The sequence below is a fragment of the Comamonas sp. w2-DMI genome (assembly GCF_040187735.1).
Taxonomy (GTDB): Bacteria; Pseudomonadota; Gammaproteobacteria; order Burkholderiales; family Burkholderiaceae_C; genus Comamonas; species Comamonas terrae.
Genome location: NZ_JBANEL010000008.1, coordinates 158,681 through 184,039, shown reverse-complemented (window position 1 = coordinate 184,039; position 25,359 = coordinate 158,681). Strand labels below are relative to the sequence as shown.

Genomic DNA, 25,359 nt, shown 5'->3' with positions numbered 1-25,359 from the left:
CAGGATCAGTGGCGCAGATAGCGCAGCGGATGGGCAAATGCCGGCCAGGGGCTGTCGAAGAAGGCCTGCCACTGCGCCTCCTGCACATCCTCGATGCGCGCGGGGTTCCAGCGCGGCTGGTGGTCCTTGTCCACCGCCAGTGCGCGGATGCCTTCCACGGTCTCGCTCTGGCCGGGGCGCAGGTAGAAGCAGTGGCGCACCATGTCGCGCTCCATGCGCAGGTCCTCGGCCAGCGTCATGCCGCGCGCCCGGCGGATCTGCTCCAGCACCACATGCAGCATCAGCGGAGAGCGCCTGCGCAGGACATCTGCCTGCGTCCGCGCCCAGTCGCTGCCCGCCCGCAGCGACTGCTCGATCTCCAGCACCGAGGGCCTGGCAAAGCAGGCGTCGATCTCCTCGCGACGGGCCGCGTTCCTGGCCGGCATCTCGACAAAGCGGGCCCGCACCACGGCATCCAGTGCCTGAACATTGGCAAAGTCGGTGGTCGCCAGCGTCTCCCAGAGAACGGCCTGCTGGTCGGACGGAATGCAGCCGTCCGCAAGGCCGAAGGCCAACGCATCGCCCGCAGCGATGGTCTCGCCGGTCAGGGCCAGCCACTCGCCCACATGGCCGGGGCAGCGCGAGAGAAAGTAGCCGCCGCCCACATCGGGAAACAGGCCGATCGCCGTCTCGGGCATGGCCATCTTGGTGCGCTCGGTCACGATGCGCAGCGAGCCGCCCTGGCTGATACCCATGCCGCCGCCCATGACGATGCCGTCCATGAAGGCGATATAGGGCTTGCCGTAGTGGTGGATCAGGTGGTTGAGCGTGTATTCCTCGGTGAAGAAATCCTCCAGCTGCGGGTTGCCGGTGCTGCCTGCCGCATGCAGAAAACGGATGTCGCCGCCCGCGCAGAAGGCGCCGAATGCGCCCTCCTTGCCCATGCCGCGGATGGCCACGGCCATGACCTTGTCGTCGTTCTGCCATGCGAGCAAGGCGGCCAGCAGATCGCGCACCATGCCCAGGGACAGCGCATTGAGCGCCTTGGCCCGGTTCAGCGTGATCATGCCCAGCCGGCCGCGCACCTCGGCGATCACATCGGACTGGGGATTGAGCAGGGTCTCTGCCATGGCTTGTCGCTCCTTTGGATTGTGGGTATGCCGCTTGCGGCAGGCGAGCCTGCCGCGCAACGGGAAATTATCCGTGGCAGCCACCGTTCCAAACGGACAATTGAGTGACAAATATTGCCCGGCACCTGCCGGCGTATCGAAGCCACCGCCCCTTGTAGAATGCGCGCAGCCGCTCAGCCGCCATGCCCCGCGGAGGCCGCGCGACTCACGCGCAAGGTGCTGAACACGCCGGCCAGCGCGGCAAAAAAGCCCGCAACGGCCAGGGCCAGCGTTTCCGCATGCCCGCCATGGCCGCCTGTGAGCGTGAAAATGGTGCCCAGCACCACGGCGCCCAGGGTCTGCCCCGTCAGCCGCGCCGAGCCCAACATGCCGCTGGCCGCCCCGCTGCGCGCCAGCGGCGCCGAAGTCACGATGGTGTGGTTGTTGGGCGACTGGTACAGCGCAAAGCCCGAGCCCGCCAGGGCCATGCGCCAGACCATGTCCCAGCCGGCCGTGGCCTCTGGCATGGCGGCCAGCAGCCAGAGCCCGCAGGCAAACATGGCCATGCCTATGCCGCCCAGCAGGCCATCGGGATACCTGCCGATCAGGCGGCCGGCAACCGGCGCCGTGATCATGGTGGCCAGCGGCCAGGCCGTGATCAGCAGGCCGGCCTCCATGGGCGACAGGCCGCGCGATTCAAGCAGCAGGAACGGCAACGCCAGATAGGCCAGCATCTGGGCGCAGAACGCGCTGACCGAGCCGCACATGGACAGCGCGAACACGGGAATGCGCAGCAGGTCCACCGGAAACAGCGGTGCGGTCTTGCCCAGTTGCCGGCGGATGTAGAACACGGCCACCACCAGGCCCGCGCCCAGCAGCCACCAGCCCGAAGGCAGGGCCGAAGCTGCGGCATGGACGCCGCCGCCGGCACGCGCCCCCAGCTGTTCTCCGCCCAGGAACAGCAGTGCAAACATCAGGATGTTGAGCAACACATCCAGCGGCGCAATCGCCTCGTGCGCGGTGTTGCGCACCGGATTCACGGGCAGGGCCGTGCGCCCCAGCCACCAGGTGAACAGGCCCAGCGGCAGATTGATGGCGAACAGCCAGTGCCAGTGGGCCACCGACAGAATGGCCGCCGCCACCGAAGGTCCGGCCAGCGAGGACGTGGCCACGACCAGGGAATTGATGGCCATGCCGCGGCCCAGCATGGCGCGCGGATAGATCAGGCGCACCATGGCGGCATTCACGCTCATGATGCCGGCCGCGCCCACGCCCTGGAAGGTGCGCGCCGCGATCAGCGTGGCCAGCGAATCGGCCAGCATGGCGCCCAGCGAGGCCACGATGAACACGGCCATGCCCACCAGATACACGCGGCGGTAGCCCAGCCGCTCGCCCAGCGCCGCCAGCGGCAGCAGCAGCACCAGGCTGGCCAGCTGGTAGGCATTCACCACCCACAGCGTGTGGGCCGAGCTGGCCTGCAGCTCCCGCGCGATGGCCGGCAGGGCCAGATTGACGATGCTGCTGTCCAGCACCGCCAGGATCAGGCCCAGCACGATGACCAGCATGGCCTTGCCGCGCGGACCCGCAGGCATGCCGTCGGCCACCGCTGCGCCGCCCATGTCGCGCCCGTCCGGGGCCTGCATGGCGGCCGTCATTGCTGCGGTCCTTTCGGATCGGCCCCATGGCCGGCCGTGGCATGGGCATACCGCGCCTGCGCGCCGCCCAGCGTGAGCCAGGTCAGCGCCACGCCAAGCAGGGCGCCCGCGGCCATGCCCACCACCATGGGCAGCGGCTTGCCGTTGGAGAAATGGCCCACGATCTGCATGGCCGCAGCGCCCGTGAGCATCTGCAGCGTGCCCAGCAAGGCCGAGGCCGTGCCGGCAATGGCGCCATGCTCCTCCAGCGCCAGCACCGAGGTCGTGGGAATCACCAGCCCCATCAGCGCGCTGGCCACGAAATACAGGCCGACCAGCACCGCCAGCCGCTCGCCCCCCAGCAGGTAATAGACCAGCAGCGACGCCATGACCACGCCCGAGGCCGTGGCCGCCACCTTGACCACCGGCACCAGGCCAAAGCGCTGGCCCAGCCGACCCGTGAACTGGGCCGCCCCGATGAAGGCAATGGCGTTGAGCGCAAACGCCATGCTGTATTGGGTGGACGACAGGCCGTAGTGGTTGATGAGCACAAAGGGCGAGCCGGCCAGGTAGACGAAAAAGCCCGCCATGGCGCAACCGCCTATGAACACCAGTCCCAGGTAATGCCAGTCGCGCATCAGCACGCCGTAGGCCTTGATGGCGCCTGACAGGCTGCTGTCCAGCCGGGCCTCGGCGCCGCGGGTCTCCTCCACGCCGCGCCACACCAGCAGCAGGCCCAGCACGGCCGCGGCCATGACGACCCAGAACACGCCGCGCCAGCTGCTGACGGCAATCACTCCGCTGCCGGCCAGCGGCGCCAGGATGGGAGACACGCTGAACACCAGCATCAGAAGCGACATCATGCGCGCCGCCGCGTGGCCGGTGTGCAGATCCCGCACCACGGCGCGCGGCACGACCATGCAGGCCGCGGCGCCCAGACCCTGGATGAAGCGCAGCACGATCAGCGTGTCGATGCTGGTGGCCAGCGCACAGCCGACGCTGGCCAGCGCGAACACCAGCAGGCCGAAGTACAGCGGCAGCTTGCGCCCCAGCATGTCCGAAACCGGCCCGTAGAGCAGTTGGCCCACGCCCACGGAAAGAAAGAACGCCGTGAGGCTGGCCTGCACGGCCCCCACCTGCGCGCCCAGGCTTGCGCCGATCTGGGGCAAGGCAGGCAGATACATATCGATGGCAAAAGGCCCGATGGCCGACAAAAGCCCGAGGATCAACACCAGGCGCAGAGAAACAGTCGCTTGCATAGAGCCTGCATTGTCGCGGCTTGTGCCGTTGCACGCTTGCGGCGCTGGCTTTGAGCGGCCATCCGGCCTGCACATATGGCGATGGAGGCGCAGGCAAACCGGCATCTGCGCGGCCCAAGCGTCCAATTGCAGGGCAATCGCCTTGCTGATCACAGCCATGTCCTGTGCAAAAGTCCCACACAATCGTTCAATGCGGCCACCATTCGCCATCGCTTTTGCCATGGCTTTTGCGAACGCCGCCCTTCACTTCGCTTCGCCGCCTCTGCCATGCCTGCCATGCCTGCCATGCCCGTCACAAGCCTTGCCTCCTCACTGCCCCGCCCTTTTCGCCAAGCCGCCGTCCTGCTGGCCCTGGCCGGTCTTCAGGCCATGCCGGTATGGGCCAGCCCAGCCACCGACACCCAAGAACCCGCAGCGGCAGCGACGAGCCAGGCGGAAACCGCCCCGCCCGCATTCCAGCTCTCCCAGGATGGCCGCTTCGTGCTGGACATGCGCGCGCGCCTGGCCTGGCCGCGCTGCGTGGAAGGCATGCAATGGGACGGGCAGCATTGCCAGGGCCTGCCCGACCTGCTGACCTACAAGCAGGCCCAGGCCCGGGCCCAGGAGCAAAGCCGCACTGGCGATGTGCGCTGGCGCATGCCGCGCGTGAACGAGATGCGCCGCCTGATAGACCGCAGCGTGCGCCCCCAGGGACTGCATCCCGTCCTGTTCCCGGATGCGCCGCGCGGCTGGCACTGGACGGGCTCGGCAGCCGTCAATGCGCGCCCTTCCAACCCGTACAACTACAGCCAGATCTCGGGCCAGAGCCCGATCTCCCAGCTGGCCGCGCAGCAGGCCTGGGCCATCAACCTGGACACGCTGGAAACCGCCCCGGACATGGGCCGCGGCAACCAGCTCATGGTGCGGCTGGTGCGTCCCATGCAGGACGCGGACCTGCCCCGGCCCTGACCGGCCTCCGCTGCGGGTGGCGCCCGCGCCGCCCAGGTGCCGCCAAGCCGGCATGGGCCGAGCCAGGGACATGGAGCAAGGTCCCGGGCCGGCCGCACCGCCCCGCAGCGGCGATGCCGCCCCCTTCCAGGATGAAGGCGCGCAGCGCTTCAGGAGGCGGCTGCTCCTCTCAACGAGGCCTTGAGGCTGGCGCCCAGCTCGGGCTTGTGGGCGAACGGATCGGTGGGGTTGCGGCCCTGCACCACGTCCTCCAGCCGCACCTGCACCGAGCCCAGCGCATGGGGGTGGCTGTAGATGTAGAACTGGTTGGCGGCAATGGCGTCGAACACCTTCTGCGCCACATCGGGCGCCGTCACCTTGCCCGAGCCCACGGCCTTGTCGGTCATGGCCTGGCCGATCTTCTGGCTGGCCGTCAGCGGCTGGGCCGCGAGGTGGGCCGGGCGGTTGCGCTCGCTGTGGCTGATGCCCGTGGCCACGAAGAACGGGCACAGCACGCTGGCGCTGATCTGGTCGGACACCAGGGCCAGGTCCTGGTACAGCGTCTCGGTCAGGCTCACCACCGCGTGCTTGCTCACGTTGTAGATGCCCATGTTGGGCGGCGTGAGCAGGCCCGCCATGCTGGCCGTGTTGACGATATGGCCCTCGAATGACGGGTCGGCCTTGGCGGCCTCCAGCATCATGGGCGTGAACAGGCGCACGCCATGGATCACGCCCCAGAGGTTGACGCCCAGCACCCATTGCCAGTCGGCCACGGAGTTTTCCCAGACCAGGCCGCCCGCACCCACGCCGGCGTTGTTGAACACGAAGTGCGGCGCACCGAAGGTGGCCTTGACCTCGACGGCCAGGGCCTCCATCTGCGCGGCATCCGAAACGTCGACCCGCCGCGCCAGCACCTTGGCGCCCGCGGCCTTCATCTCGGCCTCGGCCTTGTCCAGCGCCTCCTGCTGCACATCGACGAGCACCAGGTTCATGCCCCGCGCCGCGCCTATGCGCGCGCACTCCAGCCCGAAGCCCGAGCCCGCGCCGGTCAGCACCGCCGTCTTGCCTGCGAAATTCTTGATCATTCCCTTGTCTCCTGGGGTTGTTGTGGTTGGATTTGGCTGTTACCCCGGCCTGGACACGGCCCTCTCCCCTGATGCAGGTGCCGCCTCGCCCGGAGACACCGGGCGAGAGCCTCCCCGCACCGGGGATGTCGCCTCCTTCAAGGGCGAAGCCGCGTCGGGGGCTCAGGGGGTCAGACCAGTTTCACGAGCTGCTTGCCGAAGTTCTTGCCCTTGAGCAGCCCCAGGAAGGCCGAGGGTGCCGAGGCCAGGCCTTCGGAGATGGTTTCGCGCGGACGCAGCTTGCCGGCGGCGACCAGGCCGGCCAGCTCGGCCAACGCCTCGCCCCAGACCTCCATGTGCTCGCTGACGATGAAGCCTTCGATCTTGAGCCGGTTGACCAGGATCAGCGCGGGATTGGCCAGCGGCAGCGGCTGGCCGTCGTAGCCGGCGATCATGCCGCACAGGGCCACGCGCGCAAAGGCGTTGGTGCGCAGCAGCACGGCATCGAAGATGTAGCCGCCCACGTTCTCGAAATAGCCGTCGATGCCGTCGGGGCAGGCCTCCTTCAAGGCCCTGGCCATGCTCTTGAGGTCGGGATGCTCGCGGTAGTCGATACAGGCGTCGAAGCCCAGCTCCTCGGTCGCGTAGCGGCACTTGTCGGGGCCACCCGCGATGCCCACCACGCGGCAGCCGCGCGCCTTGGCCAGTGCCGCAAACGCGCTGCCCACGGCCCCCGTGGCGGCGCTGACCACCACGGTCTCGCCGGCCTTGGGGTTGATGATCTTCACCAGGCCGTACCAGGCGGTCACGCCGGGCATGCCCACGGCGCCCAGGTAGTAGGACAGCGGCACGTGCGTGGTATCGACCTTGCGCAGCGCGCCCGGCGCGTTGCCGTCGACCACCGAATACTCCTGCCAGCCGCCCATGCCGACCACCTTGTCGCCGGCCTGGTACTTGGGGTGGCGGCTGTCCACCACCTCGCCCACGGTGCCACCCTGCATGACTTCGCCCAGGGGCTGGGGTGCCGCATAGCTCTTGGCATCGTTCATGCGGCCGCGCATGTAGGGGTCCAGGCTCAGGTAGTGGTGGCGCACCAGCACCTGCCCGTCCTGCAGTGCGGGCACCGTGCCCTGCACCAGCTTGAAGTTGCTCTCCACGGCTTCGCCCTGGGGGCGGTTGTCCAAAGTAATCTGCTGGTTCGCGGTCATGGCATATCTCCTGGAGTATTGGCAGCGCAGTGCAGCGCCTTGCAAGGGCTGCGGAGATGACCATGCCTCATCGCCGCAGGCTGATTTTTTGATAGCGGCCAGCGCTCGCTGTTCGGAGCTTTCAATGCTCCATCGCCTTGAAAGCAAGGCATTTCGTGCGCTGGCCGCTACCGTTTCTAAAGAGTCAATCGGTCACCAGGACCGTTTCGCCCGCACCGCCGGCATCCGGCGCGCTCTTGCGGCGCATGTACTTGAAGGTGCCCGTGGCATGGGCGCACAGCCTGCCTTCGGCATCGTAGATATGGCCTTCGGTGAAGGCCATCTGGCTCGTGCGGTGCAGCAGCCGGCCCCGGGCGACCAGGGCGCCGCGGGCAGGCTGCATGAACGAAGTCTTCATCTCCACCGTCACCACGCCCATGTCCGCCTGCACGCTGCGCGCGGCCACGGCCATGGTCACGTCCAGTAGCGTCATGGATGCGCCGCCATGGGTCACGCCAAAGGAATTCAGGTGCTCCGGCCGGGCCGTGTAGTGCAGCTCGGACTGGCCGCCTTCCATTTTCCGGAGCGTGAAGCCCAACTCATGCACAAAGGGAATTTCTGCTCCAAAAGACGGCACGTGCGACCTTTCCAGGGTGATGGATGAATATTGTGAGGACTTACGCAAGCCAGGAGGTGCCTGAATGTTTTTCCCGAGGCAAGGCCCGCGCCCGGAACTGATCTGCGTAAGCCGTGGTGGTTTGCTGCCGCGCTCAGCCGCCGACCAGGGCGCTCACGCCGCCGTCGACGGCCATCCACTGGCCCGTGATGTGCTTGCCCGCGTCGCTGGCGTACAGCAGCGTGATGCCCTTGAGATCCTCGTCGTCGCCCAGGCGGCGCAGCGGCGCATGCGACTTCATTTCGTCCTCGCCCAGGGTCTCGATCAGCACGGCCGCCATCTTGGTCTTGAAGAAGCCCGGGCAGATCGCGTTGACGGTGATGCCGTGCACGCCCCACTCGCCGGCCAGCGCCCGCGTGAAGTTGAGCACGGCCCCCTTGGAGGTGTTGTAGGCAATGGTCTTCATGCCGACGGGATTGCCGCCCAGCGCCGCGATGGAGGCCAGGTTGATGATGCGGCCGCTGCCGCGCGGGATCATGCTCAGCCGCGCGATCTGCTGGCTCAGCAGGAAGTAGCCGCGCACATTGAGGTTCATCACCTTGTCCCAGGCCGCCGTCGGATGGTCTTCGGCCGGCGCGCCCCAGCTGGCGCCCGCGTTGTTGACCAGGATGTCCACATGGCCCAGGCGCTGCACGGCCTCCTTGGCCAGGCGCGCGATGTCGGCCTCGTCGGCGCAGTCGGCCGCGATCCAGTCGGCCTCGATGCCCGCGGCCTTGAGCTCGGCCGCCGCCTCCTGCAGATCGGCCGCCTTGCGCGACGTCAGCAGAATGCGGGCCCCGGCCTCGCCCAGGGCATGGGCCATCTGCAGGCCCAGGCCGCGCGAGCCGCCGGTCACCAAGGCGGTCTTGCCCGTCAGATCAAAAAGTTGCTGCACCTTGCGTGTCATGCGCTTGTCTCCTTGGATTCCATGCAAAAAATCTGCCGGCCATTTTGCAGGCGGCGCATGCGCCGCGTTGTCACCTGCGTGTCGAGCCGGCCACCCTCTCTTCAGAGGCCTTCGAACAGCGAGCGCGAACCGCCCCAAGCGGCCCCTTCCAGCTCCAGCATGCGCAGCTTGGTCAACGGCCCCTGGCCGCCCGAAAAACCGCCCGGCCGCCCCCCGGCGGCCAGTACCCGGTGGCAGGGCACGATGGGCGCGAACGGATTGGCGCCCAGTGCCTGGCCCACGGCGCGCGCCAGGGCGGCATCGCCCAACGCACTGGCCACTTCTCCATAGGTGACGGTGCGCCCGGGCGCAATGCCACGCGCCCATTCATAGACCTGGCGGTGAAAGTCGGAGACGCCATGCCAGTCCAGCTCGATTTCGCCCAGCATGGGCAGCGCACCGGCACCCGGCGTATCGACGCCCGGCACGCCGCCTCCCACGGCACCGGCAGGCTGGAAGGCAGAGCGCAGATCGGGCAGCACGCCGTCCGCCTCGTGCTCCTGTGCATGGAACGCCCCATGGCCCGCCATCAGGACCTGGACGCCGGCCACCGCTTGCAGGGCCACGGACGGCAAGGCGCCAGCATCATCCACCGCCGTCCATTGCCCGTCCGCCACGCCGGGCCAGCGCTGGCGCAAGCCCCGCAGCAGGCGGGCGCGCGTCGGCTCGGCCGCGCCCTCGGGCAACTGCACGGCCGCAATGCGCGCATCGCGCCAGGCCAGCGCGCACAGGCCGATGCGCGTGGCAAACACGGCATGGCCGCAGACGGGAAAAAGCGAGGGCTCGGACATGGGCAGCAACAGCAGGTGGAGGTGGAAAGCATGCCATGGCAAAAACACTGGATGCAACAACAGTTGTTTGCTGTATATTTACACAGTCTCAACACAGTGAACCCAAGGACATGCAAGAAGCCATTTTCACCGTCACGCTTTGCGACTACCCCGAGCTGCCCGAAGACAAGCGCCAGCAGGCCGAGGCCCGCTATGCCCGTGTGCTGGCCCGCCAGTTCGGCGGCGAGGCCGAAGTGACACAAGCCCTGTCTCTCGTGCAAAGGCTGGAGGACACGCCCCCGGAGGAAATCACCGAGGAAGCCAAGCAGGTCTTCACGCGCTGGATGAAGGCTGCCCGCGCCGCAGCCGAAGCCGGGCTACAGGGAATCGGCGGCACCGAGTCCTGCTTCTTCGAAGTGAGGAAGGCGGCGCCCTGAGGCGCTTCGCGCCCTTCTCCCAATGGGGGCGACCTCCGCGCTGCGCGGCGGCGCGGCCCGTCCAGGTTCTTGCCTGATGCCTGCGGTCCGGACCGCGCCCGTTTGGAGGGCATTGCACGGACATACACTTGGCGGCTTTGACCAGAACCGCCAAAGCCGTATTTCCATGCAAGCACTGCAGCCCCTGCTCGATGCCATCGCCGCCATGCCCTACCCCACGGATGCCCGGCGCATCTTCCATGGGCGTGGCGGCCGGCATCCGGGCTGCGAGCAGCTATCGCTGGATGCCTACCCGCCGGTCATCGTGCTCACCAGCTTCGAGCCGCTGGCCGAGCAGGCGGTCGCCGCCGTCGACCAGGCCCTGCGCGCGCGCTGGGCCCGGATCGCCTCCGATGCCCAGCCGCTGAACTGGCTGCTGCAGACGCGCGAAGTGGGCGGCAAGTTCGACATCCGCATCATGGCCGGCACCGTGCCCGAACCCCATGTGGTCACGGAAAACGGCGCCCGCTATCTGGTGCATCTGGCACGCGGGCAGAACCACGGCCTGTTCCTGGACATGGCGGCCGGCCGCGAATGGGTGCGCCGGCAGGTGCAGGCCCATCCGCGCCCCGCGCGCATGAAGGTGCTCAACCTCTTTGCCTATACCTGCGCCTTTTCCGTCGTGGCCCGGCTGGCGGGCGCGGGCCAGGTGCTCAACATGGACATGAGCAAGGGCGCCCTGGCCATCGGCCAGCAGAACCACCAGCTCAACGGCGTCAAGAACGGCGCCAGCTTTGCGGCCCACGACATCTTCAGCAGCTGGGGCAAGATCACGCGCGGCGGCCCCTACGACCTCATCATCGTGGACCCTCCGAGCTACCAGAAGGGCAGCTTCGTGGCGACCAAGGACTACGCCCGCCTGATGCGCCGCCTGCCCGATCTGCTGCTGCCCGAAGGCCAGGTGCTGCTGTGCCTGAACGCGCCCGAACTCGATACCCGGTTTCTCACCGCCCAGATGCAGGAGTTCGCACCCGAGCTGCAATGGGTGGAGCGCGTGGCCAACCCGCCCGTGTTTGCCGATGTGGACGAGGAGCGCAGCCTCAAGGTGCTGGTCTACCGCGCGCCTGCGCTATCCCAGGCCTGAGAACGTGTTTGCGGTCTCTACGCAGCCGCGTTGGAGAGCCATCGGGATGAATTCAAAGCAATGGTTCGCAGCTTGCACCGGGGTGCAGGCAAGAGACAGTGCGAAGACATCGCCCGATGGCGCTCCAGCCCTGCGGGGCGGTGGCTTGGCGGCCGCCCGGATGAGGGGCGGCCTGCGGCGTTGCCTAGCCGGCCGCGCCAATCCTCGCGATAGCGTGGCTGTTGCTGCGGTGCTGCGCCTGGCCGCCCCTCCCGCAAAGCCGCTGTCGGGGCGCGCGGAGATCGGCAACGCGTCGTGAAAGCTTTTCAGGCCTTGTACAGCAGGGCCACGGCACGCGCTTCCATGGCCTGCTGCTGGCCCACCGGGCCCATTTTCTCGGCCGTCTTGGCCTTGACGTTGACCTGGCCCGCGTCCAGCCCCAGGGCCTGGGCGATGCGAGTGCGCATGGCGTCGATATGAGGCGCCAGCTTGGGCGCCTGGGCCACGATGGTGCTGTCGATATTGCCGATTTCCAGTCCCGTGGCGCGCACGCGGCGGGCGGCCTCGGCCAGCAGCGCCACGGAATCGGCGCCCTTGAACTGCGCATCGGTATCGGGGAAATGGCGGCCGATGTCGCCCAGCGCCGCGGCGCCCAGCAAGGCGTCGGTGATGGCGTGCAGCAGCACGTCGGCATCCGAATGGCCGAGCAGGCCCAGGGTATGCGGCACCTCGATGCCGCCCAGGATCAGCTTGCGGCCCGGCACCAGCGCGTGCACATCCCAGCCTTCACCAATACGAAAATTCATCTCAAATCCTTGGAACGTGTTGACCGTCAATCAAAGTAGCTGTCAGCGCCTGCCATTCAATGCTTTCAGATGGTTTTCCATCTGAAAACCACGCACCGCAAGCGCCAGCAGCTCCTTTTTTGATCAGAAAAATGGATTGCCCTGGGGCTGGGGCTGGTCGCGCAGCCCCTTGTAGCGCGCCAGAGTGGCCTGGTTCTGGCGCTGGGACAGCACGGCCGCGGCGAGCGCGAAATCGTCGGGATAGGTGACCTTGAAATTCTGCGCCCCGCCCGGCACCAGGCGCGGATGCAGGCCCGCAGCCTCCATGGCGCTGGCCTCGTCGGTCACTTCGGCGCCGGCCTGGTGCAGGGCCTGCTGCAGCGGGCCGATGCGGAACATCTGCGGCGTCTGCGCCAGCCATTTGTCGCTGCGGTCCACGGTCTCGGCCACGCGCACGCCGCCGGGCCCGACGGTCGCGGTCTTGAGGGTGTCGGGCAGCTTGTGGGCCAGCAGCCCGCCCACGGCATCGTGCTCGCAGGCATCGATCAGTGCGTCGATGAGCTGCGGCGTCACCAGGCAGCGCGCCGCATCGTGCACCAGCACCCAGTCCTGCAGGCTCGCGCCCCGCCCGAGCAGGGCCTGCAGGCCGTTGCCCACGGTCTGCGCGCGGCTTGCGCCGCCGCACGCCGCCACCGAACAGCGGGCAGCCGGCGCGCGGCCGTTCCAGAAGCCGTCGCCCGGGGCAATCACCAGCAGGGTGTGATGGATGCGCGCGACCGCGGCAAAGGCCGCCAGCGTGTGCATGACCATGGGCTGGCCGGCCACCGGCTGGTACTGCTTGGGCAGCTCCGGCGCCGGTGCGCCGGCAGCCACGGCCCGCGTGCCCGTGCCGGCGCAGGGAATCAGGGCCCATAGACGTACCGGGCGCGGGGCTGTCGCTTGCATCTCTGTCATAGGAGCGAATTCTAGGGTCTGCCATGCGCAAAAGACGGCTGCGTAGAATGTGGCGCATCCCCTCTGCCTGCGCCGAGGGGTTTTGTCGCTACCTTGCCGCGCCTTCATCTGAACATGCAACTGCCCAAGCTCACTCCCGGTAAACGCTTCACCTTGCCCCGCCCCACCGGCAGCGCCGACGCCCTGTTGCTGGCTCGCCTGGGCGAACGCGAGAAAGCCGCCGGGCGGGTCACGGCCATCGTGACGGCCGACGCTGCGGATGCCCAGCGGCTGATCGACGAGATGGCGTTTTTCGCGCCCGGGCTGCGCTGCGCGCTGTTTCCCGACTGGGAGACCCTGCCCTACGACAGCTTCTCGCCGCACCAGGACCTGATCAGCGAACGCCTGGCCACGCTGTGGCGCATCAACCAGCGCGACCGCGAGCACGGCGCCGACGTGGTCGTCGTGCCCGCCACCACGGCGCTGTACCGGCTGGCGCCGCCCTCCTTCCTGGCGGGCTACACCTTCGAGTTCAAGACCGGCCAGAAGCTCGACGAGGCCCGGCTGCGCGCCCAGCTCACGCTGGCCGGCTACCAGCATGTATCGCAAGTGGTAAGCCATGGCGAATACGCGGTGCGCGGCGGCCTGATCGACCTGTTCCCCATGGGCTCGCCCCAGCCCTACCGCGTGGACCTGTTCGACGACGAGATCGACTCCATCCGCACCTTCGATCCCGACACCCAGCGCAGCCTCTACCCCGTGCCCGAGGTGCGCCTGCTGCCGGGGCGCGAATTCCCCATGGACGAGGAGGCGCGCGCCAAGTTTCGCAGCCGCTGGCGCGAGCTGCTCGAGGGCGATCCCACGCGCAGCCGCATCTACAAGGACATGGGCCAGGGCATTGCCACGGCCGGCATCGAGTACTACCTGCCGCTGTTCTTCGACGAGACCGCCACCGTATTCGACTACCTGGGCGATGACGCCACCGTGGTGCTGCACGGCGAGCTGGAACCGGCCTTCCAGCGCTTTTGGCAGGACACCAGGGACCGCTACCGCCTGGTGCAGGGCGATCCCGACCACCCGGCCCTGCCGCCCGAGGCGCTGTTCCTCACGGCCGAGCAGTTCTACACCCGCTCCAGGGAGCATGCCCAGCTCGCCCTGCGCCCGGGCGCCGAGGACGTGCAGGACAGCGCCCTCTTCCAGAAGCTCGAGGACCTGTCGGTCATGCGCGGCGCCGAGGACCCGCTGGCCAGGCTGCAGAAACATATAGCATCCAGCGCGCACCGGGTCTTGCTCCTGGCCGAATCCGACGGCCGGCGCGAAAGCCTGCTGGACTTCTTCCGCGCCTCGGGCGTGAATCCGCCGGTCTTCGACTCGCTGGCCGAGTTCCAGGCTGATACGCAGGAGAAGGTCGGCATCGCCACCTCCAGCCTGATGAATGGCTTCGCCTGGGTCGAGGAAGGCCTGGACTTCGTCACCGAGACCGAGCTGTTCGCCACCGCGCCCACGGGCCGCCGCCGGCGCCGCCAGGAGCAGGTCAGCGACGTGGAGGCGCTGATCAAGGACCTGTCCGAGCTGAAGGTGGGCGACCCCGTGGTCCATGCCGACCACGGCATAGGCCGCTACCGCGGCCTCGTCAACATGGACATGGGCCAGAAGAACCCCGACGGCACGCCCGCGCTGCAGGAGTTCCTGCACCTGGAGTACGCAAGCGACGCCGTGCTCTACGTGCCCGTGAGCCAGCTGCAGCTCATCAGCCGCTACACCGGCGTCTCGCCCGAGGATGCGCCGCTGCACAAGCTGGGCGGCTCGCAGTGGGAAAAGGCCAAGCGCAAGGCCGCCGAGCAGGTGCGCGACTCGGCCGCCGAGCTGCTCAACATCTACGCGCGCCGCGCCGCGCGCCAGGGCCATGCCTTCCGCTTTCCCGCGGCCGACTACGAGCAGTTCGTGGCCGACTTCGGCTTCGAGGAGACCGCCGACCAGCGCGCGGCCATCCATGCCGTGGTACAGGACATGATCAGCCCCCGGCCCATGGACCGGCTGGTCTGCGGCGACGTGGGCTTCGGCAAGACCGAGGTCGCGCTGCGCGCGGCCTTCGTGGCGGCCATGGGCGGCAAGCAGGTGGCCTTCCTGGCTCCGACCACGCTGCTGGCCGAGCAGCACTACCAGACCCTGGTGGACCGTTTCTCCAAATGGCCGATCAAGGTGGCCGAGGTCTCGCGCTTCCGTTCGGGCAAGGAGATTTCGGCCGCCGTCAAGGGCATTGCCGAAGGCACGGTGGACATCGTGGTGGGCACGCACAAGCTGCTGTCCGAGTCCACCCAGTTCAAGAACCTGGGCCTGCTCATCATCGACGAGGAGCACCGCTTCGGCGTGCGCCACAAGGAGGCCATGAAGGCCATGCGCGCCGAGGTGGACGTTCTCACGCTCACGGCCACGCCGATCCCGCGCACCATGGGCATGGCGCTCGAAGGCCTGCGCGACCTGTCCGTCATCGCCACGGCGCCGCAGCGCCGCCTGGCCATCAAGACCTTTGTGCGCAACGAGGGCACGGGCGTGATCCGCGAGGCCGTGCTGCGCGAGCTCAAGCGCGGCGGCCAGGTCTACTTCCTGCACAACGAGGTCGAGACCATAGAGAACCGCAAGCAAAAGCTCGAGGAAATCCTGCCCGAGGCCCGCATCGCCGTGGCCCACGGCCAGATGCCCGAGCGCGAGCTGGAAAAGGTGATGCGCGACTTCGTGGCCCAGCGCTACAACATCCTGCTGTGCTCGACCATCATCGAGACCGGCATCGACGTGCCCAGCGCCAACACCATCCTCATCAGCCGTGCCGACAAGTTCGGCCTGGCCCAGCTGCACCAGCTGCGCGGGCGCGTGGGCCGCAGCCACCACCAGGCCTATGCCTATCTGATGGTGCCCGACCTGGACGGCCTGACCAAGCAGGCCCAGCAGCGGCTGGAAGCCATCCAGCAGATGGAGGAACTGGGCTCGGGCTTTTACCTGGCCATGCACGACCTGGAGATCCGCGGCGCCGGCGAGGTGCTGGGCGAGAACCAGAGCGGCAACATGATGGAGGTGGGTTTCCAGCTCTACAACGAGATGCTGTCCGAGGCCGTGCGCAGCCTCAAGGCCGGCAAGGAGCCCGACCTGCTGGCGCCGCTGTCCGCCTCCACCGACATCAATCTGCACGCCCCGGCCCTGCTGCCCAACGACTACTGCGGCGACGTGCACCTGCGCCTGTCCTTCTACAAGAAGCTGGCCACGGCCAGGACGGCGGACCAGATCGACACGCTGCTGGAGGAAATCGTGGACCGCTTCGGCAAGCTGCCGCCCCAGGCCCAGACGCTGATCGACGTGCACCGCCTGCGCGTGCTGTCCCAGCCCTATGGCGTGGTCAAGGTGGATGCCGCGCCCGGCGTGATCAACATCACCTTCAAGCCCCAGCCGCCCATCGACCCGATGAACATCATCCAGCTGATCCAGAAGAACAGGCACATCAAGCTGGCCGGCAACGAGAAGCTGCGCATCGAAAAGGCCCTGGAAGACCCCAAGGCCCGCGCGCAGATGGTGCGCGACGTGCTGCGCAGCCTGGGCCAGCCGCTCAAGGCTTCGACTTCGGCCGACGCTCCGGCCCACAGCTGAAGCCATGTTCCCGGAAGCGGCCATCGCCTGCATCGCCCTGGCCACAGCCCTGTGGCTGCGCCCCTGGCGCATGCTGGACAGCCGGCCCGGCCCCGGCGGCAAGGACGATCCCGTCGCCTCGCCGCTGGTCACGCCGCTGCTGGGCGTGCTGGTCCTGCTGCCCTGGGTCTGGGCCCTGCCCACGCTGCACCGCATGCCGCTGCAACTGCAATGGTCGGCGGCGCCGATGGTGCTGCTCATGCTGGGCTGGCCGCTGGCCATTCCCGCCCTGCTGCTGGTGGCGGCCCTCGCGCATATGCTCTCTCCCGCCCTGGGCTGGGATGACGCGCTGGGACTGGCCGTCTGGCAGGGCGTGGTGCCAGCCACGCTGGCCCTGCTGTGGGGCGCGATGCTCAGGCGCTGGTGCTGGCACAACATCTTTGTCTTCATCCTGGCGCGGGGCTTCCTGGGCACGGTGCTCAGCGTCTTTGCAGCCACGCTGCTGGGCCAGGCCGCCGGCCATGCGCTGCCCGGCGTGAACGAAGACCTGTCGCGGCTGGCGCGCTGGCTCATGGCCTGGGGCGACGGCGTGACCACGGGCATGCTGACGGCGGTCTTCGTGGTCTTCCGGCCGCAGTGGATGGCGACATGGTCCGATGCCATCTACCTGCGCCAGCCCCCGCAGGCCTGAATTTGCCTGGCAGGCCGCCCGCGCTGGCTATGATGCGAACCGATCTTTCCTCTTGATGAGCCTTTCATGACCGACGCTACCGAATTCGCCCCCGGACTGATGATCCGCGGCATCACCGCCCCGCAGAAACTGTCCGACTACAAGCTCATCGCCTTCGACATGGACTCGACGCTGATCACCATCGAGTGCATCGACGAGATCGCCGACGCCACGGGCAAGAAGGCGGAAGTGGCCGCCATCACCGAAGCCACCATGCGCGGCGAGATCACCGACTTCAAGGACAGCCTGCGCCAGCGCGTGGGCAAGCTCGTCGGCGTGACCGAGGCCGACATGGAGCGCGTGCGCGCCGAACGCCTCAAGCTTTCGCCGGGCGCCGAAACCCTTGTCAAGGCGGCCCAGGCCGCGGGCCTGAAGGTGCTGCTGGTCTCGGGCGGCTTCACCTATTTCGCCGAGCATGTGCGCGGCATGCTGGGCATCGATTTCGTGCGCGCCAACGTGCTCGAGGTCAAGGATGGCGCGCTGACCGGCGGTCTGGTCGAGCAGGCCTGGGGCGACATCTGCGACGGCGCCGAAAAGCGCCGCACGCTGCTGGAAGTCGCCTCGCTGATCGGCATCTCGCCCTCGCAGTGCATTGCCGTGGGGGACGGCAGCAACGACATCCCCATGATGCAGGCCGCCGGCCTGTCCGTGGCCTACCACGCCAAGCCTCGCGTGCGCAACGAGGCCAAGGTCTCCATCAACGAAGGCGGGCTGGACCGCCTGCTGGAAGTCCTGCGCTAAGCAGCCGCCTGCAGCACGGCACGATGTCGTGCAAACTGACACGTCTGTGCCGCCCGGCTGCAATACACTGGTCCTGGCTTTCATCCACTCCCATGCATGCAAAGGTGTCTGAAATGAGCAAGTTGAAGATTGGCGTCATCGTCGGCAGCAACAGCCAGCAATCGATCAACCGCCAGCTGGCGCAAGGTCTGGTCAAGCTGGCACAGGACCAGGCGGATTTCGAGTTCCTCGACATCTCCCACCTGCCCCTTTACAACCGCGACTTCGACGGAACGCCCGCCTCCCAGCCCTTCCAGGACTTCAAGCAGAAGATCCGCAGCTGCAACGGCCTGCTGTTCGTCACGCCCGAGCACAACCGCTCCGTGCCCGCGGTGCTCAAGAACGCCATCGACGGCGGCAGCCGCCCCTATGGGGACTCGGCCTGGGCCGGCATTCCCGCGGCCATCATCGGCACCTCGCCGGGCGGTCCCGCCACCTCCATGGCCCAGCAGCACCTGCGCAACATCTTCGTCTTTGCGGACATGCCCACCATGCAGCAGCCCGAAGGCTTTGTGCAGTGGAAGGACGGCCTGATCGATGCCGAGGGCAACATCGGCCCGGCCAGCAAGGAGTTCCTGGCCAAGTACATGAGCAAGTTCCTGGCCTGGGTGCAATTGCACCAGAAACACTGATCCGTCTCCGGGACCCGGCGGCCTGCGCGTGCGGTCCGCCGTTGCTCACGCGCCACCCGATCCCGCCCCCTCCCCGGCTGCGGGATTTTTCATGCCCGGGCGCCGGCGGCCTTGCCACGCCGGCAAAAAACAGTCCGCGCACACGGGAATCCCGGGCAATGCTGCGGCTGCGTTTTCTACAATGGCGCTGCAGCCGACAAAACGCACCACAACAAGCGGCTTCGCCAGCCCGGGCCCTGCCAGCAGGCAGCCTTCGCCCGGCGTCTTGGAAACCACCCTTCCCACCCCATATGCATCACAAGGGCATGCTCGCGCAGCCCGGCTGTCGCCGCATTCCCCTGGCCGTGCCGGCCAGCCATGCGGACCTGCATATGACAATCATGATTGGAAAAAATCGAGTGAAGACTTCGTACCGTGCCACTGCCTCCGTGATCGCCCTGGCGATCGCCTCGCTGACCGTGCCTTCGCTGGCCCAGGCCAAGCGTCTGGGCGGCGGCAAGTCCGTGCGTCCGGCAGCCATCGGCAAGGCGCCTGCCCAGCCGGCCGCTCCCGTGGCCCCCGCCGCGGCCAAGCCCGCAGTCCCAGCCACTGCGGCACCGGCAGCCGCTGCGGCCCCCGCCGCCGCTGCAGCACCCGCGGCCAGGGGCCCCGGCATGATGGGCACCATGGGTGCGGCAGCCGTGGGTGCCGTGGCGGGCACCATGGCAGGCAGTGCGATTGCGGGTGCCATGACGCCTTCGGAAAAGGAGGCTGCCGCCAAGAAGGAAGCCGAAGCCAAGGCCGCCGAGGCCGAAGCTGCCGAACTGCAGCGCAAGGCCGATGCCGCCAAGGCCAAGGCGGAAGCCGCCCGCGCCGCAGCCAAGTAAACATCCCGCCTGCATGCGGCGGCCCGCCTCGGCCGCCCTGCTCACCAGCCCCATCGCGCTCGCGCGCATGGGGCTGTTCTGTTTCGGCATGGCCTGCCCCTTGAAACCAGTCCCCGATGCGGCATGGCGAGGCTGACGCCCTTGCTAGCATCTTTGGCTTTCATACAGAACAAGGAGACCCGCATGCAGACTTTGCCCCCTCTTTCCCGCCCTGGCTTCAGGAAGCTGGCGCTTGCCGGCGCCATGGCTGCCGCGCTGTCGGCCGCCAGCATGGCCGTGCACGCGCAGGCCGTGCCGTCTGCCGCAGCTGCGCCCGCCGCCACTTCCTCGCCGCAGGCCCAGGCCCTGCATGCCCAGATCGACGAGCGCGCCAAGGCCATAGAGCAAAAACTCATCGCCTGGCGCCGCGACATCCACCAGCACCCCGAGCTGGGCAACCTCGAGACGCGCACCGCCGCGCTGGTGGCCGATCACCTGCGCAAGCTGGGCATGGAGGTCAAGACCGGGGTGGCCGTGACCGGGGTGGTCGGCCTGCTCAAGGGCGGCAAGAGCGGTCCGGTGGTGGCGCTGCGCGCCGACATGGACGCCCTGCCGGTCAAGGAGCAGGTGGACCTGCCCTTTGCCTCCAAGGCCAAGGGCATGTACCTGGGCAAGGAAGTGGACGTGATGCACGCCTGCGGCCACGACACCCACACCGCCATGCTGATGGCCACGGCCGAGGTGCTGGCCGGCATGAAGGACCAACTGCCCGGCAGCGTGAAGTTCATCTTCCAGCCGGCCGAGGAGTCGCCCGCCAACTTCGAGCCCGACGGCGAGAAGATCTGGGGCGCCAGGCAGATGGTCAAGGAAGGCGTGATGGCCAACCCCAAGGTCGATGCCGTCTTCGGCCTGCATGTGTCCAGCAGCTATCCCGCGGGCTGGATCGCCTGGCGCCCGGGCCCGGCCATGTCGTCCGCCGACCAGTTCTGGATCGACGTGACCGGCAAGCAGACGCACGGCGCGCGCCCCTGGTCGGGCATCGATCCCATCGTCGCCAGCGCCCAGATCATCACCGGCATCCAGAGCATCATCAGCCGCCAGTCCAATATCGCGCTGGAGCCCGCGGTGGTGACGGTGGGCGCCATCAACGGCGGCAACCGCATGAACATCATCCCCGACAAGGTCTCGATGATCGGCACCATCCGCACCTACGACGAGGGCATGAAGAAGGACATCCACAAACGCCTGGCCACCACGGCCGAGCACATCGCCGAGAGCTCCGGCGCCAAGGCCAGGGTCAAGGTGGTGGAGCTGTACAACGCCGTGGTCAACCCGCCCGGCCTGGTCGCGAAAATGGGCCCCACGCTGGAGCGCGTGGCCGGCCCGGGCAACTTCGGCCTGCAGCCCAAGTCCTCGGCCTCGGAAGACTTCTCGTTCTACCAGCAGGAAGCGCCCGGCATGTTCTTCTACCTGGGCGTGACGCCCAAGGACAAGGACCCGAACACCGCGCCCAACAACCACTCGCCGCTGTTCTACGCGGACGAGTCGGCGCTGATCTACGGCGTGCGCGCATTGTCGAACATGGCCGTGGACTACATGCTGGCTTCGCAGCGCTCCTGAACTTCGGGCTGCCGCCAAAGGTACGCTGCACGGCTCGAGCGGTAGACGGCGCGACGAGGCATGCAGAGTATCCCTAGCCCCGGGGCGGCGGCAGGCCGGCGGCCCTGCGCAGCGGCGCCAGCAGATGCGCCAGGCCGTTATGGTCCAGCTCCTGCATCAGGGCCAGCAGCTGCCCGAGTTCGCCCTTGGGGAAGCCCTCGCGGGCGAACCAGTTCAGGTAGTTGCCGGGCAGGTCGGCGATCAGGCGCCCCTTGTATTTGCCATAGGGCATTTGCACCTGCACCAGGCGCTGCAGCATTTCAGGATTCATGCAGCCATGGTAGAGGTCGGTGACCGCCAATGAAGAATAAAAAGCGACATTCTTATAACCAAATAAGAAAAATGTCCTGTACACCCGCACCAATCGCACTAGACTATGCGTCTTGTTACACCGGTGCCCGAGGCGTTGCCTCACTCCTCACGGCCCTGGAAATTCATTGCAACCTGCTGAAGAAAGTCTGGAAGATCCATGTTCAAGCAAGCTCTTTCCGCCATCGCTATTGCCACGCTGGCCTTGACGGCCCAGGCCGGCGAAGTGCTCAAGGTCGGTGCCACTGCCGTTCCCCACGCTGAAATCCTCAACCACATCAAGCCCGCCCTCAAGGCCCAGGGCATCGACCTGGAGGTCAAGGAGTTCAGCGATTACGTGCAGCCCAACTCGGCGGTGGAAGACAAGCAGCTGGACGCCAACTTCTTCCAGCACCAGCCCTACCTGGACAGCTTCAACAAGGACCGCAAGACCTCGCTGGTGGCCGTGCCGGACGGCAAGGTGCATGTGGAGCCCTTCGGCGCCTACTCCAGCAAGATCAAGAATCTCAAGGAGCTGAAGGACGGCGCCACCATCGCCATCCCCAACGACCCCTCCAACGGCGGCCGCGCCCTGATCCTGCTGGCCAAGCAGGGCCTGATCGAGCTCAAGGACCCCAAGAGCCTGACCCCCACGCCGCTGGACGTCGTCAAGAACCCCAAGAAGCTCAAGTTCAAGGAACTGGAAGCGCCTCTGCTGCCGCGCGCCCTGGCCGACGTGGACCTGGCGCTGATCAACACCAACTACGCCATCGAGGCCAAGCTCAACCCCACCAAGGATGCGCTGTTCATCGAAGGCGCGGACTCGCCCTACACCAACATCGTCGTGGCCCGCAAGGACCGCGCGGGCGGCGCCGACATTGCCAAGCTGATGAATGCCCTGCATACCCCCGATGTGAAGAAATTCATCCTCGAAAAATACAAGGGCGCCGTGGTCCCCGCGTTCTGAGCGACTGCCGTCACCTCAAAGAAAAACGCTGCCGGTGGCAGCGTTTTTTTTGTCTTACTCTTCATTTCGATAGCGCACTGCGCCGTATCCGCAAGGCTTGCGACTCAAAACCGCAAGAATCCCGGATCTTGTCAAGGCGGCGGCGCCGGCACGGAATGCAGCAGCACCGGCGTCTCGCCGTCGCCGTTGACGGTTTCCAGCTGCACGCCGAAGCCCCACAGGCGTGCCGTGTGCTTGAGCACTTCGAGCGCATCCTCGGCCAGCGGACGGCCCTGGTACTGGGTGTGACGCAACGTGAGGCAGCGGTCGCCGCGCAGGTTCACGTTCCATACCTGGATGTTGGGCTCGCGCACGCCCAGGTCGTACTGCTGCGACAGCGTCTGGCGCAGCATGCGGTAGCCGTCCTCGTTGTGGATGGCGCTGACCAGCAGCTCGCGCTCCTTGGCATCGTCGTGAATGGCGAACAGGCGCATGTCGCGCATCAGCTTGGGGCTCAGGAACTGGCCGATGAAGCTCTCGTCCTTGTAGTTCTGCATCGCATGGTGCAGCGCCGGCAGCCAGGGCGTGCCCGCCATGTCGGGAAACCAGCGCCGGTCCTCCTCGGTGGGCTCCTGGCAGATGCGCCGGATGTCGCGGTACATCGCAAAGCCCAGCGCATAGGGGTTGATTCCGCTGTAGGCGCGGTGGCCGGCGGGTGGCTGGTAGATCACGTTGGTGTGCGAGGACAGCCATTCGATCATCACGCCGTCGGTGAGCCAGCCCTCGTCGTACATGGTGTTGAGCAGCGTGTAGTGCCAGAAGGTGGCCCAGCCCTCGTTCATCACCTGGGTCTGGCGCTGTGGATAGAAATACTGGGCGGTCTTGCGCACGATGCGCACAATCTCGCGCTGCCAGGGCTCGAGCAGCGGCGCGTTCTTCTCGATGAAATACAGGATGTTTTCCTCGGGCTCCTTCGGAAAGCGCAGATTCTCCGGCACGGTGCTGTCCTTGTCGGGGCGCACCGGCAGCGTGCGCCACAGCTCGTTGACCTGCTGCTGGGCATAGGCCTCGCGCTGCTCGCGCTCGGCGCGCTCGCGCGCCAGGCTTTTCTTGGACGGCCGGTGGTAGCGGTCCACGCCGAGGTTGGCCAGCGCATGGCAGGAATCGAGCCACTGCTCCACGGTGTCCAGCCCGTGCTTTTCCTCGCACTGGGCGATGAAGTCCCGGGCATAGACCAGGTAGTCGATGATGCTGCCCGCATCGGTCCACATGCCGAACAGGTAGTTGTTCTTGAAGAAGCTGTTGTGCCCGTAGGCCGCATGGGCGATCACCAGCGCCTGCATGGCGGTGGTGTTCTCCTCCATCAGATAGCTGATGCAGGGGTTGGAATTGATGACGATCTCGTAGGCCAGGCCCATGTGGCCGCGCCGGTAGCGCCGCTCGGTGGCCAGGTACTCCTTGCCATAGCTCCAGTGGCGGTAGCCCACCGGCATGCCCGCACTGGCGTAGGCATCCATCATCTGCTCGGCCGAGATCACCTCCAACTGGTTGGGGTAGGTGTCGAGGCCGAAGCGCTCGGCCGTCGCGGCAATGGCGGCGTGGTAGCGCTCGATCAGTTCGAAAGTCCAGTCGCTGGGGTCCGGCAGCGGGCGCGTGGGCCGCTTGCCGGGCGGCAACGGCACGGAGGGAACGCCGCGCTGGGCGCGCTCGGCCGCCGCGGAATGCCTTGCGTGGTGAGATCCCTGACGCGGGGCCAGCACCGGATACTGAGAGAGGTTCATACCGATACCCCCTCTTTCTTGAACAGGTCGCGAAACACCGGATAGATGTCGGCCGGCTCCGATACCTTGCGCATGGCGAAATGCGAGAACAGCGGCACCAGCTGGCTGTACTCCTCCCACAGGTTCTGCTCTTCCTCGACCACCTGCACATAGGCGAAGTAGCGCACCAGCGGCAGGATCTTGTCGGCCAGCAGAGTGCGGCAGATGGCGCCGTCCTCGCCGAAGTTGTCGCCGTCGCTGGCCTGGGCCACGTAGATGTTCCAGTCGCCCGCGAGATAGCGCGTGCGCATGATCTGGTCGAGCAGCACCAGCGCGCTGCTGACCACCGTGCCGCCGCTTTCCGTGGAGTGGAAGAACTCGTCCTCGTTCACCTCGGCCGCCTGGGTGTGGTGGCGGATGAAGACGATGTCGATCTTCTCGTAATGGCGCGTGAGGAACAGGTACAGCAGGATGAAGAAGCGCTTGGCCAGGTCCTTGCGCTCCTGGTCCATGGAGCCGGACACGTCCATCACGCAGAACATCACGGCCTGGCTGCTGGGCTCGGGCACCTTGGTGCGGCTGCGAAAGCGCAGGTCTATGGGGTCGAGAAACGCCACCTTGCCTATGCTGGCCTTCAGTGCATCGATGCGCCGCTGCAGCTCGGCCACGGCCTCGCTGGTGCCGTCGTCCTGCGCCAGCAGGGCTTCGAGCTGCGCTTCCAGGCCCTTGAGCTCGCGGTACGGCGCCTTGGTCAGCGCCATGCGCCGGCCCAGGGCGCCCCGCATGGTGCGCAGCACCGCCAGGTTGTGCGGCGTGCCGTCATGGCTGTAGCCGGCGCGGCGCGTCTTGTACTGCAGCGTGTCGCCCAGATAGGTGCGCAGCAGGCGCGGCAGGGCCAGGTCCTCGAAGAACAGCTCCATGAACTCTTCCTTGGTCAGCGTGAAGGTGAAGTCGTCCTCCCCCTCGCCGCTGTCGCTGGCCTGCGAGCCGCTGCCGCCGCCCGCGCCGCCCTGGGGCCGCGGAATGCGGTCGCCGCGCACATGCTCGGTGTTGCCCGGATGCACGGTGTCGCGGATGCCGCCCTGGCCGTGGCGGAACATCGGCTCGCGGATGTCCTTGCGCGGTATGGTGATGTTCTCGTCCTGCTCGATATGGCGGATGTCGCGCTGGGAAACGGCCCGGCGCACCGCCTCGGCAATCTGCTGCTTGTAGCGGCGTACGAAGCGCTCGCGGTTACCCACCGATTTGTTCTTGCCTGCGAGCCTGCGGTCGATGATTTGCAATGCCATCTGTACTCCCATGCATGGCACGGTG

The 25,359-nt window shown here is 67.3% G+C and carries 23 protein-coding genes; 10 read left to right on the top strand and 13 right to left on the bottom strand.

Translation table 11 applies throughout. The annotated features are described in order from the left end of the window. Positions 1-5 precede the first annotated feature (5 nt). From V8Z74_RS11020 to V8Z74_RS11010, 3 genes are all read right to left on the bottom strand, one after another. Positions 6-1,109 carry an enoyl-CoA hydratase/isomerase family protein gene (locus V8Z74_RS11020; protein WP_349709300.1) on the bottom strand — a complete coding sequence of 368 codons (1,104 nt, stop codon included), beginning with the start codon at positions 1,107-1,109 and terminating at the stop codon, positions 6-8. 173 nt (positions 1,110-1,282) lie between these two features. Next, on the bottom strand, positions 1,283-2,743 hold the full coding sequence (locus V8Z74_RS11015; protein WP_349709298.1) for an MFS transporter: 1,461 nt from the start codon (positions 2,741-2,743) through the stop codon (positions 1,283-1,285). Beyond that, positions 2,740-3,981, bottom strand: a complete 1,242-nt coding sequence (locus V8Z74_RS11010) for a multidrug effflux MFS transporter (RefSeq protein ID WP_349709297.1) — start codon at positions 3,979-3,981, stop codon at positions 2,740-2,742. Before V8Z74_RS11010 ends, V8Z74_RS11015 begins: the two co-directional genes overlap by 4 nt. A gap of 267 nt (positions 3,982-4,248) precedes the next feature. Here V8Z74_RS11010 and V8Z74_RS11005 point away from each other — a divergent pair, with 267 nt between their 5' ends. Beyond that, entirely contained in the window at positions 4,249-4,929 is a 681-nt protein-coding gene (locus tag V8Z74_RS11005; protein WP_349709295.1) for an Lcl C-terminal domain-containing protein, read from the top strand. Between the two features lie 149 nt (positions 4,930-5,078). Here V8Z74_RS11005 and V8Z74_RS11000 read toward each other — a convergent pair whose 3' ends face one another. The 5 genes from V8Z74_RS11000 to V8Z74_RS10980 form a co-directional block, all read right to left on the bottom strand. Continuing rightward, positions 5,079-5,993, bottom strand: a complete 915-nt coding sequence (locus V8Z74_RS11000) for an SDR family oxidoreductase (RefSeq protein WP_349709294.1) — start codon at positions 5,991-5,993, stop codon at positions 5,079-5,081. A gap of 170 nt (positions 5,994-6,163) precedes the next feature. After that, complete coding sequence (locus V8Z74_RS10995; RefSeq protein ID WP_349709293.1) at positions 6,164-7,180, bottom strand: NADP-dependent oxidoreductase; 1,017 nt, start codon at positions 7,178-7,180, stop codon at positions 6,164-6,166. A 184-nt stretch (positions 7,181-7,364) separates the two neighbouring features. Further along, positions 7,365-7,796 (bottom strand): PaaI family thioesterase, encoded by a 432-nt coding sequence (locus V8Z74_RS10990; RefSeq protein WP_349709292.1) that lies wholly within the window; start codon positions 7,794-7,796, stop codon positions 7,365-7,367. A gap of 133 nt (positions 7,797-7,929) precedes the next feature. After that, the gene (locus tag V8Z74_RS10985) at positions 7,930-8,721 is read right to left on the bottom strand and encodes an SDR family oxidoreductase (RefSeq protein WP_349709290.1); all 792 of its coding nucleotides are present in this window, start codon (positions 8,719-8,721) and stop codon (positions 7,930-7,932) included. A gap of 101 nt (positions 8,722-8,822) precedes the next feature. Next, positions 8,823-9,551 (bottom strand): methylated-DNA--[protein]-cysteine S-methyltransferase, encoded by a 729-nt coding sequence (locus V8Z74_RS10980; protein ID WP_349709288.1) that lies wholly within the window; start codon positions 9,549-9,551, stop codon positions 8,823-8,825. 110 nt (positions 9,552-9,661) lie between these two features. Between V8Z74_RS10980 and V8Z74_RS10975 the strand changes: the two genes are divergently transcribed. Both V8Z74_RS10975 and V8Z74_RS10970 read left to right on the top strand, forming a co-directional pair. Next, on the top strand, positions 9,662-9,967 hold the full coding sequence (locus V8Z74_RS10975; protein WP_349709287.1) for a hypothetical protein: 306 nt from the start codon (positions 9,662-9,664) through the stop codon (positions 9,965-9,967). 175 nt (positions 9,968-10,142) lie between these two features. Next, entirely contained in the window at positions 10,143-11,090 is a 948-nt protein-coding gene (locus V8Z74_RS10970) for a class I SAM-dependent methyltransferase (protein ID WP_349709316.1), read from the top strand. A gap of 305 nt (positions 11,091-11,395) precedes the next feature. Here the strand turns inward: V8Z74_RS10970 and ispF are convergent, their stop codons facing one another. Both ispF and ispD read right to left on the bottom strand, forming a co-directional pair. Continuing rightward, positions 11,396-11,875, bottom strand: coding sequence for a 2-C-methyl-D-erythritol 2,4-cyclodiphosphate synthase (gene ispF / locus V8Z74_RS10965; RefSeq protein WP_066478927.1), 480 nt, complete (start codon positions 11,873-11,875; stop codon positions 11,396-11,398). Between the two features lie 123 nt (positions 11,876-11,998). After that, positions 11,999-12,808: a 2-C-methyl-D-erythritol 4-phosphate cytidylyltransferase gene (gene ispD / locus V8Z74_RS10960; protein ID WP_349709286.1), complete on the bottom strand. Its 810-nt coding sequence runs from the start codon at positions 12,806-12,808 to the stop codon at positions 11,999-12,001. Between the two features lie 114 nt (positions 12,809-12,922). Between ispD and mfd the strand changes: the two genes are divergently transcribed. The 6 genes from mfd (at position 12,923) to V8Z74_RS10930 (ending at position 21,012) form a co-directional block, all read left to right on the top strand. Continuing rightward, positions 12,923-16,426 carry a transcription-repair coupling factor gene (gene mfd, locus V8Z74_RS10955; RefSeq protein ID WP_066478913.1) on the top strand — a complete coding sequence of 1,168 codons (3,504 nt, stop codon included), beginning with the start codon at positions 12,923-12,925 and terminating at the stop codon, positions 16,424-16,426. A 4-nt stretch (positions 16,427-16,430) separates the two neighbouring features. After that, positions 16,431-17,096, top strand: a complete 666-nt coding sequence (locus tag V8Z74_RS10950) for a hypothetical protein (protein ID WP_349709285.1) — start codon at positions 16,431-16,433, stop codon at positions 17,094-17,096. A 66-nt stretch (positions 17,097-17,162) separates the two neighbouring features. After that, positions 17,163-17,876, top strand: coding sequence for a phosphoserine phosphatase SerB (serB, locus tag V8Z74_RS10945; protein WP_349709284.1), 714 nt, complete (start codon positions 17,163-17,165; stop codon positions 17,874-17,876). A 113-nt stretch (positions 17,877-17,989) separates the two neighbouring features. Beyond that, complete coding sequence (locus V8Z74_RS10940; protein ID WP_349709283.1) at positions 17,990-18,547, top strand: NADPH-dependent FMN reductase; 558 nt, start codon at positions 17,990-17,992, stop codon at positions 18,545-18,547. A gap of 371 nt (positions 18,548-18,918) precedes the next feature. Further along, entirely contained in the window at positions 18,919-19,413 is a 495-nt protein-coding gene (locus V8Z74_RS10935) for an ABC transporter substrate-binding protein (protein WP_349709282.1), read from the top strand. Positions 19,414-19,596: 183 nt separating this feature from the next. Further along, positions 19,597-21,012 (top strand): amidohydrolase, encoded by a 1,416-nt coding sequence (locus tag V8Z74_RS10930; RefSeq protein WP_502879509.1) that lies wholly within the window; start codon positions 19,597-19,599, stop codon positions 21,010-21,012. Positions 21,013-21,085: 73 nt separating this feature from the next. Here the strand turns inward: V8Z74_RS10930 and V8Z74_RS10925 are convergent, their stop codons facing one another. After that, positions 21,086-21,322, bottom strand: a complete 237-nt coding sequence (locus V8Z74_RS10925) for a DUF3820 family protein (RefSeq protein ID WP_349709280.1) — start codon at positions 21,320-21,322, stop codon at positions 21,086-21,088. 198 nt (positions 21,323-21,520) lie between these two features. Here V8Z74_RS10925 and V8Z74_RS10920 point away from each other — a divergent pair, with 198 nt between their 5' ends. Next, positions 21,521-22,306: a MetQ/NlpA family ABC transporter substrate-binding protein gene (locus tag V8Z74_RS10920; RefSeq protein ID WP_349709279.1), complete on the top strand. Its 786-nt coding sequence runs from the start codon at positions 21,521-21,523 to the stop codon at positions 22,304-22,306. A 131-nt stretch (positions 22,307-22,437) separates the two neighbouring features. On the opposite strand, the gene V8Z74_RS10915 is transcribed toward V8Z74_RS10920, so the two are convergent. Both V8Z74_RS10915 and V8Z74_RS10910 read right to left on the bottom strand, forming a co-directional pair. Further along, complete coding sequence (locus V8Z74_RS10915) at positions 22,438-24,066, bottom strand: SpoVR family protein (RefSeq protein ID WP_066478884.1); 1,629 nt, start codon at positions 24,064-24,066, stop codon at positions 22,438-22,440. Then, positions 24,063-25,334 carry a YeaH/YhbH family protein gene (locus tag V8Z74_RS10910; protein ID WP_066478881.1) on the bottom strand — a complete coding sequence of 424 codons (1,272 nt, stop codon included), beginning with the start codon at positions 25,332-25,334 and terminating at the stop codon, positions 24,063-24,065. The genes V8Z74_RS10915 and V8Z74_RS10910 overlap by 4 nt, the downstream gene beginning before the upstream one ends. Positions 25,335-25,359 lie beyond the last annotated feature (25 nt).

What these genes read in the sequence shown, in the direction of transcription:
- V8Z74_RS11020 (WP_349709300.1), bottom strand. Translation starts at nt 1,109, where the DNA reads ATGGCAGAGACCCTGCTCAATCCCCAGTCCGATGTGATCGCCGAGGTG.
- V8Z74_RS11015 (WP_349709298.1), bottom strand. Translation starts at nt 2,743, where the DNA reads ATGACGGCCGCCATGCAGGCCCCGGACGGGCGCGACATGGGCGGCGCA.
- V8Z74_RS11010 (WP_349709297.1), bottom strand. Translation starts at nt 3,981, where the DNA reads ATGCAAGCGACTGTTTCTCTGCGCCTGGTGTTGATCCTCGGGCTTTTG.
- V8Z74_RS11005 (WP_349709295.1), top strand. Translation starts at nt 4,249, where the DNA reads ATGCCTGCCATGCCTGCCATGCCCGTCACAAGCCTTGCCTCCTCACTG.
- V8Z74_RS11000 (WP_349709294.1), bottom strand. Translation starts at nt 5,993, where the DNA reads ATGATCAAGAATTTCGCAGGCAAGACGGCGGTGCTGACCGGCGCGGGC.
- V8Z74_RS10995 (WP_349709293.1), bottom strand. Translation starts at nt 7,180, where the DNA reads ATGACCGCGAACCAGCAGATTACTTTGGACAACCGCCCCCAGGGCGAA.
- V8Z74_RS10985 (WP_349709290.1), bottom strand. Translation starts at nt 8,721, where the DNA reads ATGACACGCAAGGTGCAGCAACTTTTTGATCTGACGGGCAAGACCGCC.
- V8Z74_RS10980 (WP_349709288.1), bottom strand. Translation starts at nt 9,551, where the DNA reads ATGTCCGAGCCCTCGCTTTTTCCCGTCTGCGGCCATGCCGTGTTTGCC.
- V8Z74_RS10975 (WP_349709287.1), top strand. Translation starts at nt 9,662, where the DNA reads ATGCAAGAAGCCATTTTCACCGTCACGCTTTGCGACTACCCCGAGCTG.
- ispF (WP_066478927.1), bottom strand. Translation starts at nt 11,875, where the DNA reads ATGAATTTTCGTATTGGTGAAGGCTGGGATGTGCACGCGCTGGTGCCG.
- ispD (WP_349709286.1), bottom strand. Translation starts at nt 12,808, where the DNA reads ATGACAGAGATGCAAGCGACAGCCCCGCGCCCGGTACGTCTATGGGCC.
- mfd (WP_066478913.1), top strand. Translation starts at nt 12,923, where the DNA reads ATGCAACTGCCCAAGCTCACTCCCGGTAAACGCTTCACCTTGCCCCGC.
- V8Z74_RS10950 (WP_349709285.1), top strand. Translation starts at nt 16,431, where the DNA reads ATGTTCCCGGAAGCGGCCATCGCCTGCATCGCCCTGGCCACAGCCCTG.
- serB (WP_349709284.1), top strand. Translation starts at nt 17,163, where the DNA reads ATGACCGACGCTACCGAATTCGCCCCCGGACTGATGATCCGCGGCATC.
- V8Z74_RS10940 (WP_349709283.1), top strand. Translation starts at nt 17,990, where the DNA reads ATGAGCAAGTTGAAGATTGGCGTCATCGTCGGCAGCAACAGCCAGCAA.
- V8Z74_RS10935 (WP_349709282.1), top strand. Translation starts at nt 18,919, where the DNA reads ATGACAATCATGATTGGAAAAAATCGAGTGAAGACTTCGTACCGTGCC.
- V8Z74_RS10930 (WP_502879509.1), top strand. Translation starts at nt 19,597, where the DNA reads ATGCAGACTTTGCCCCCTCTTTCCCGCCCTGGCTTCAGGAAGCTGGCG.
- V8Z74_RS10925 (WP_349709280.1), bottom strand. Translation starts at nt 21,322, where the DNA reads ATGAATCCTGAAATGCTGCAGCGCCTGGTGCAGGTGCAAATGCCCTAT.
- V8Z74_RS10920 (WP_349709279.1), top strand. Translation starts at nt 21,521, where the DNA reads ATGTTCAAGCAAGCTCTTTCCGCCATCGCTATTGCCACGCTGGCCTTG.
- V8Z74_RS10915 (WP_066478884.1), bottom strand. Translation starts at nt 24,066, where the DNA reads ATGAACCTCTCTCAGTATCCGGTGCTGGCCCCGCGTCAGGGATCTCAC.
- V8Z74_RS10910 (WP_066478881.1), bottom strand. Translation starts at nt 25,334, where the DNA reads ATGGCATTGCAAATCATCGACCGCAGGCTCGCAGGCAAGAACAAATCG.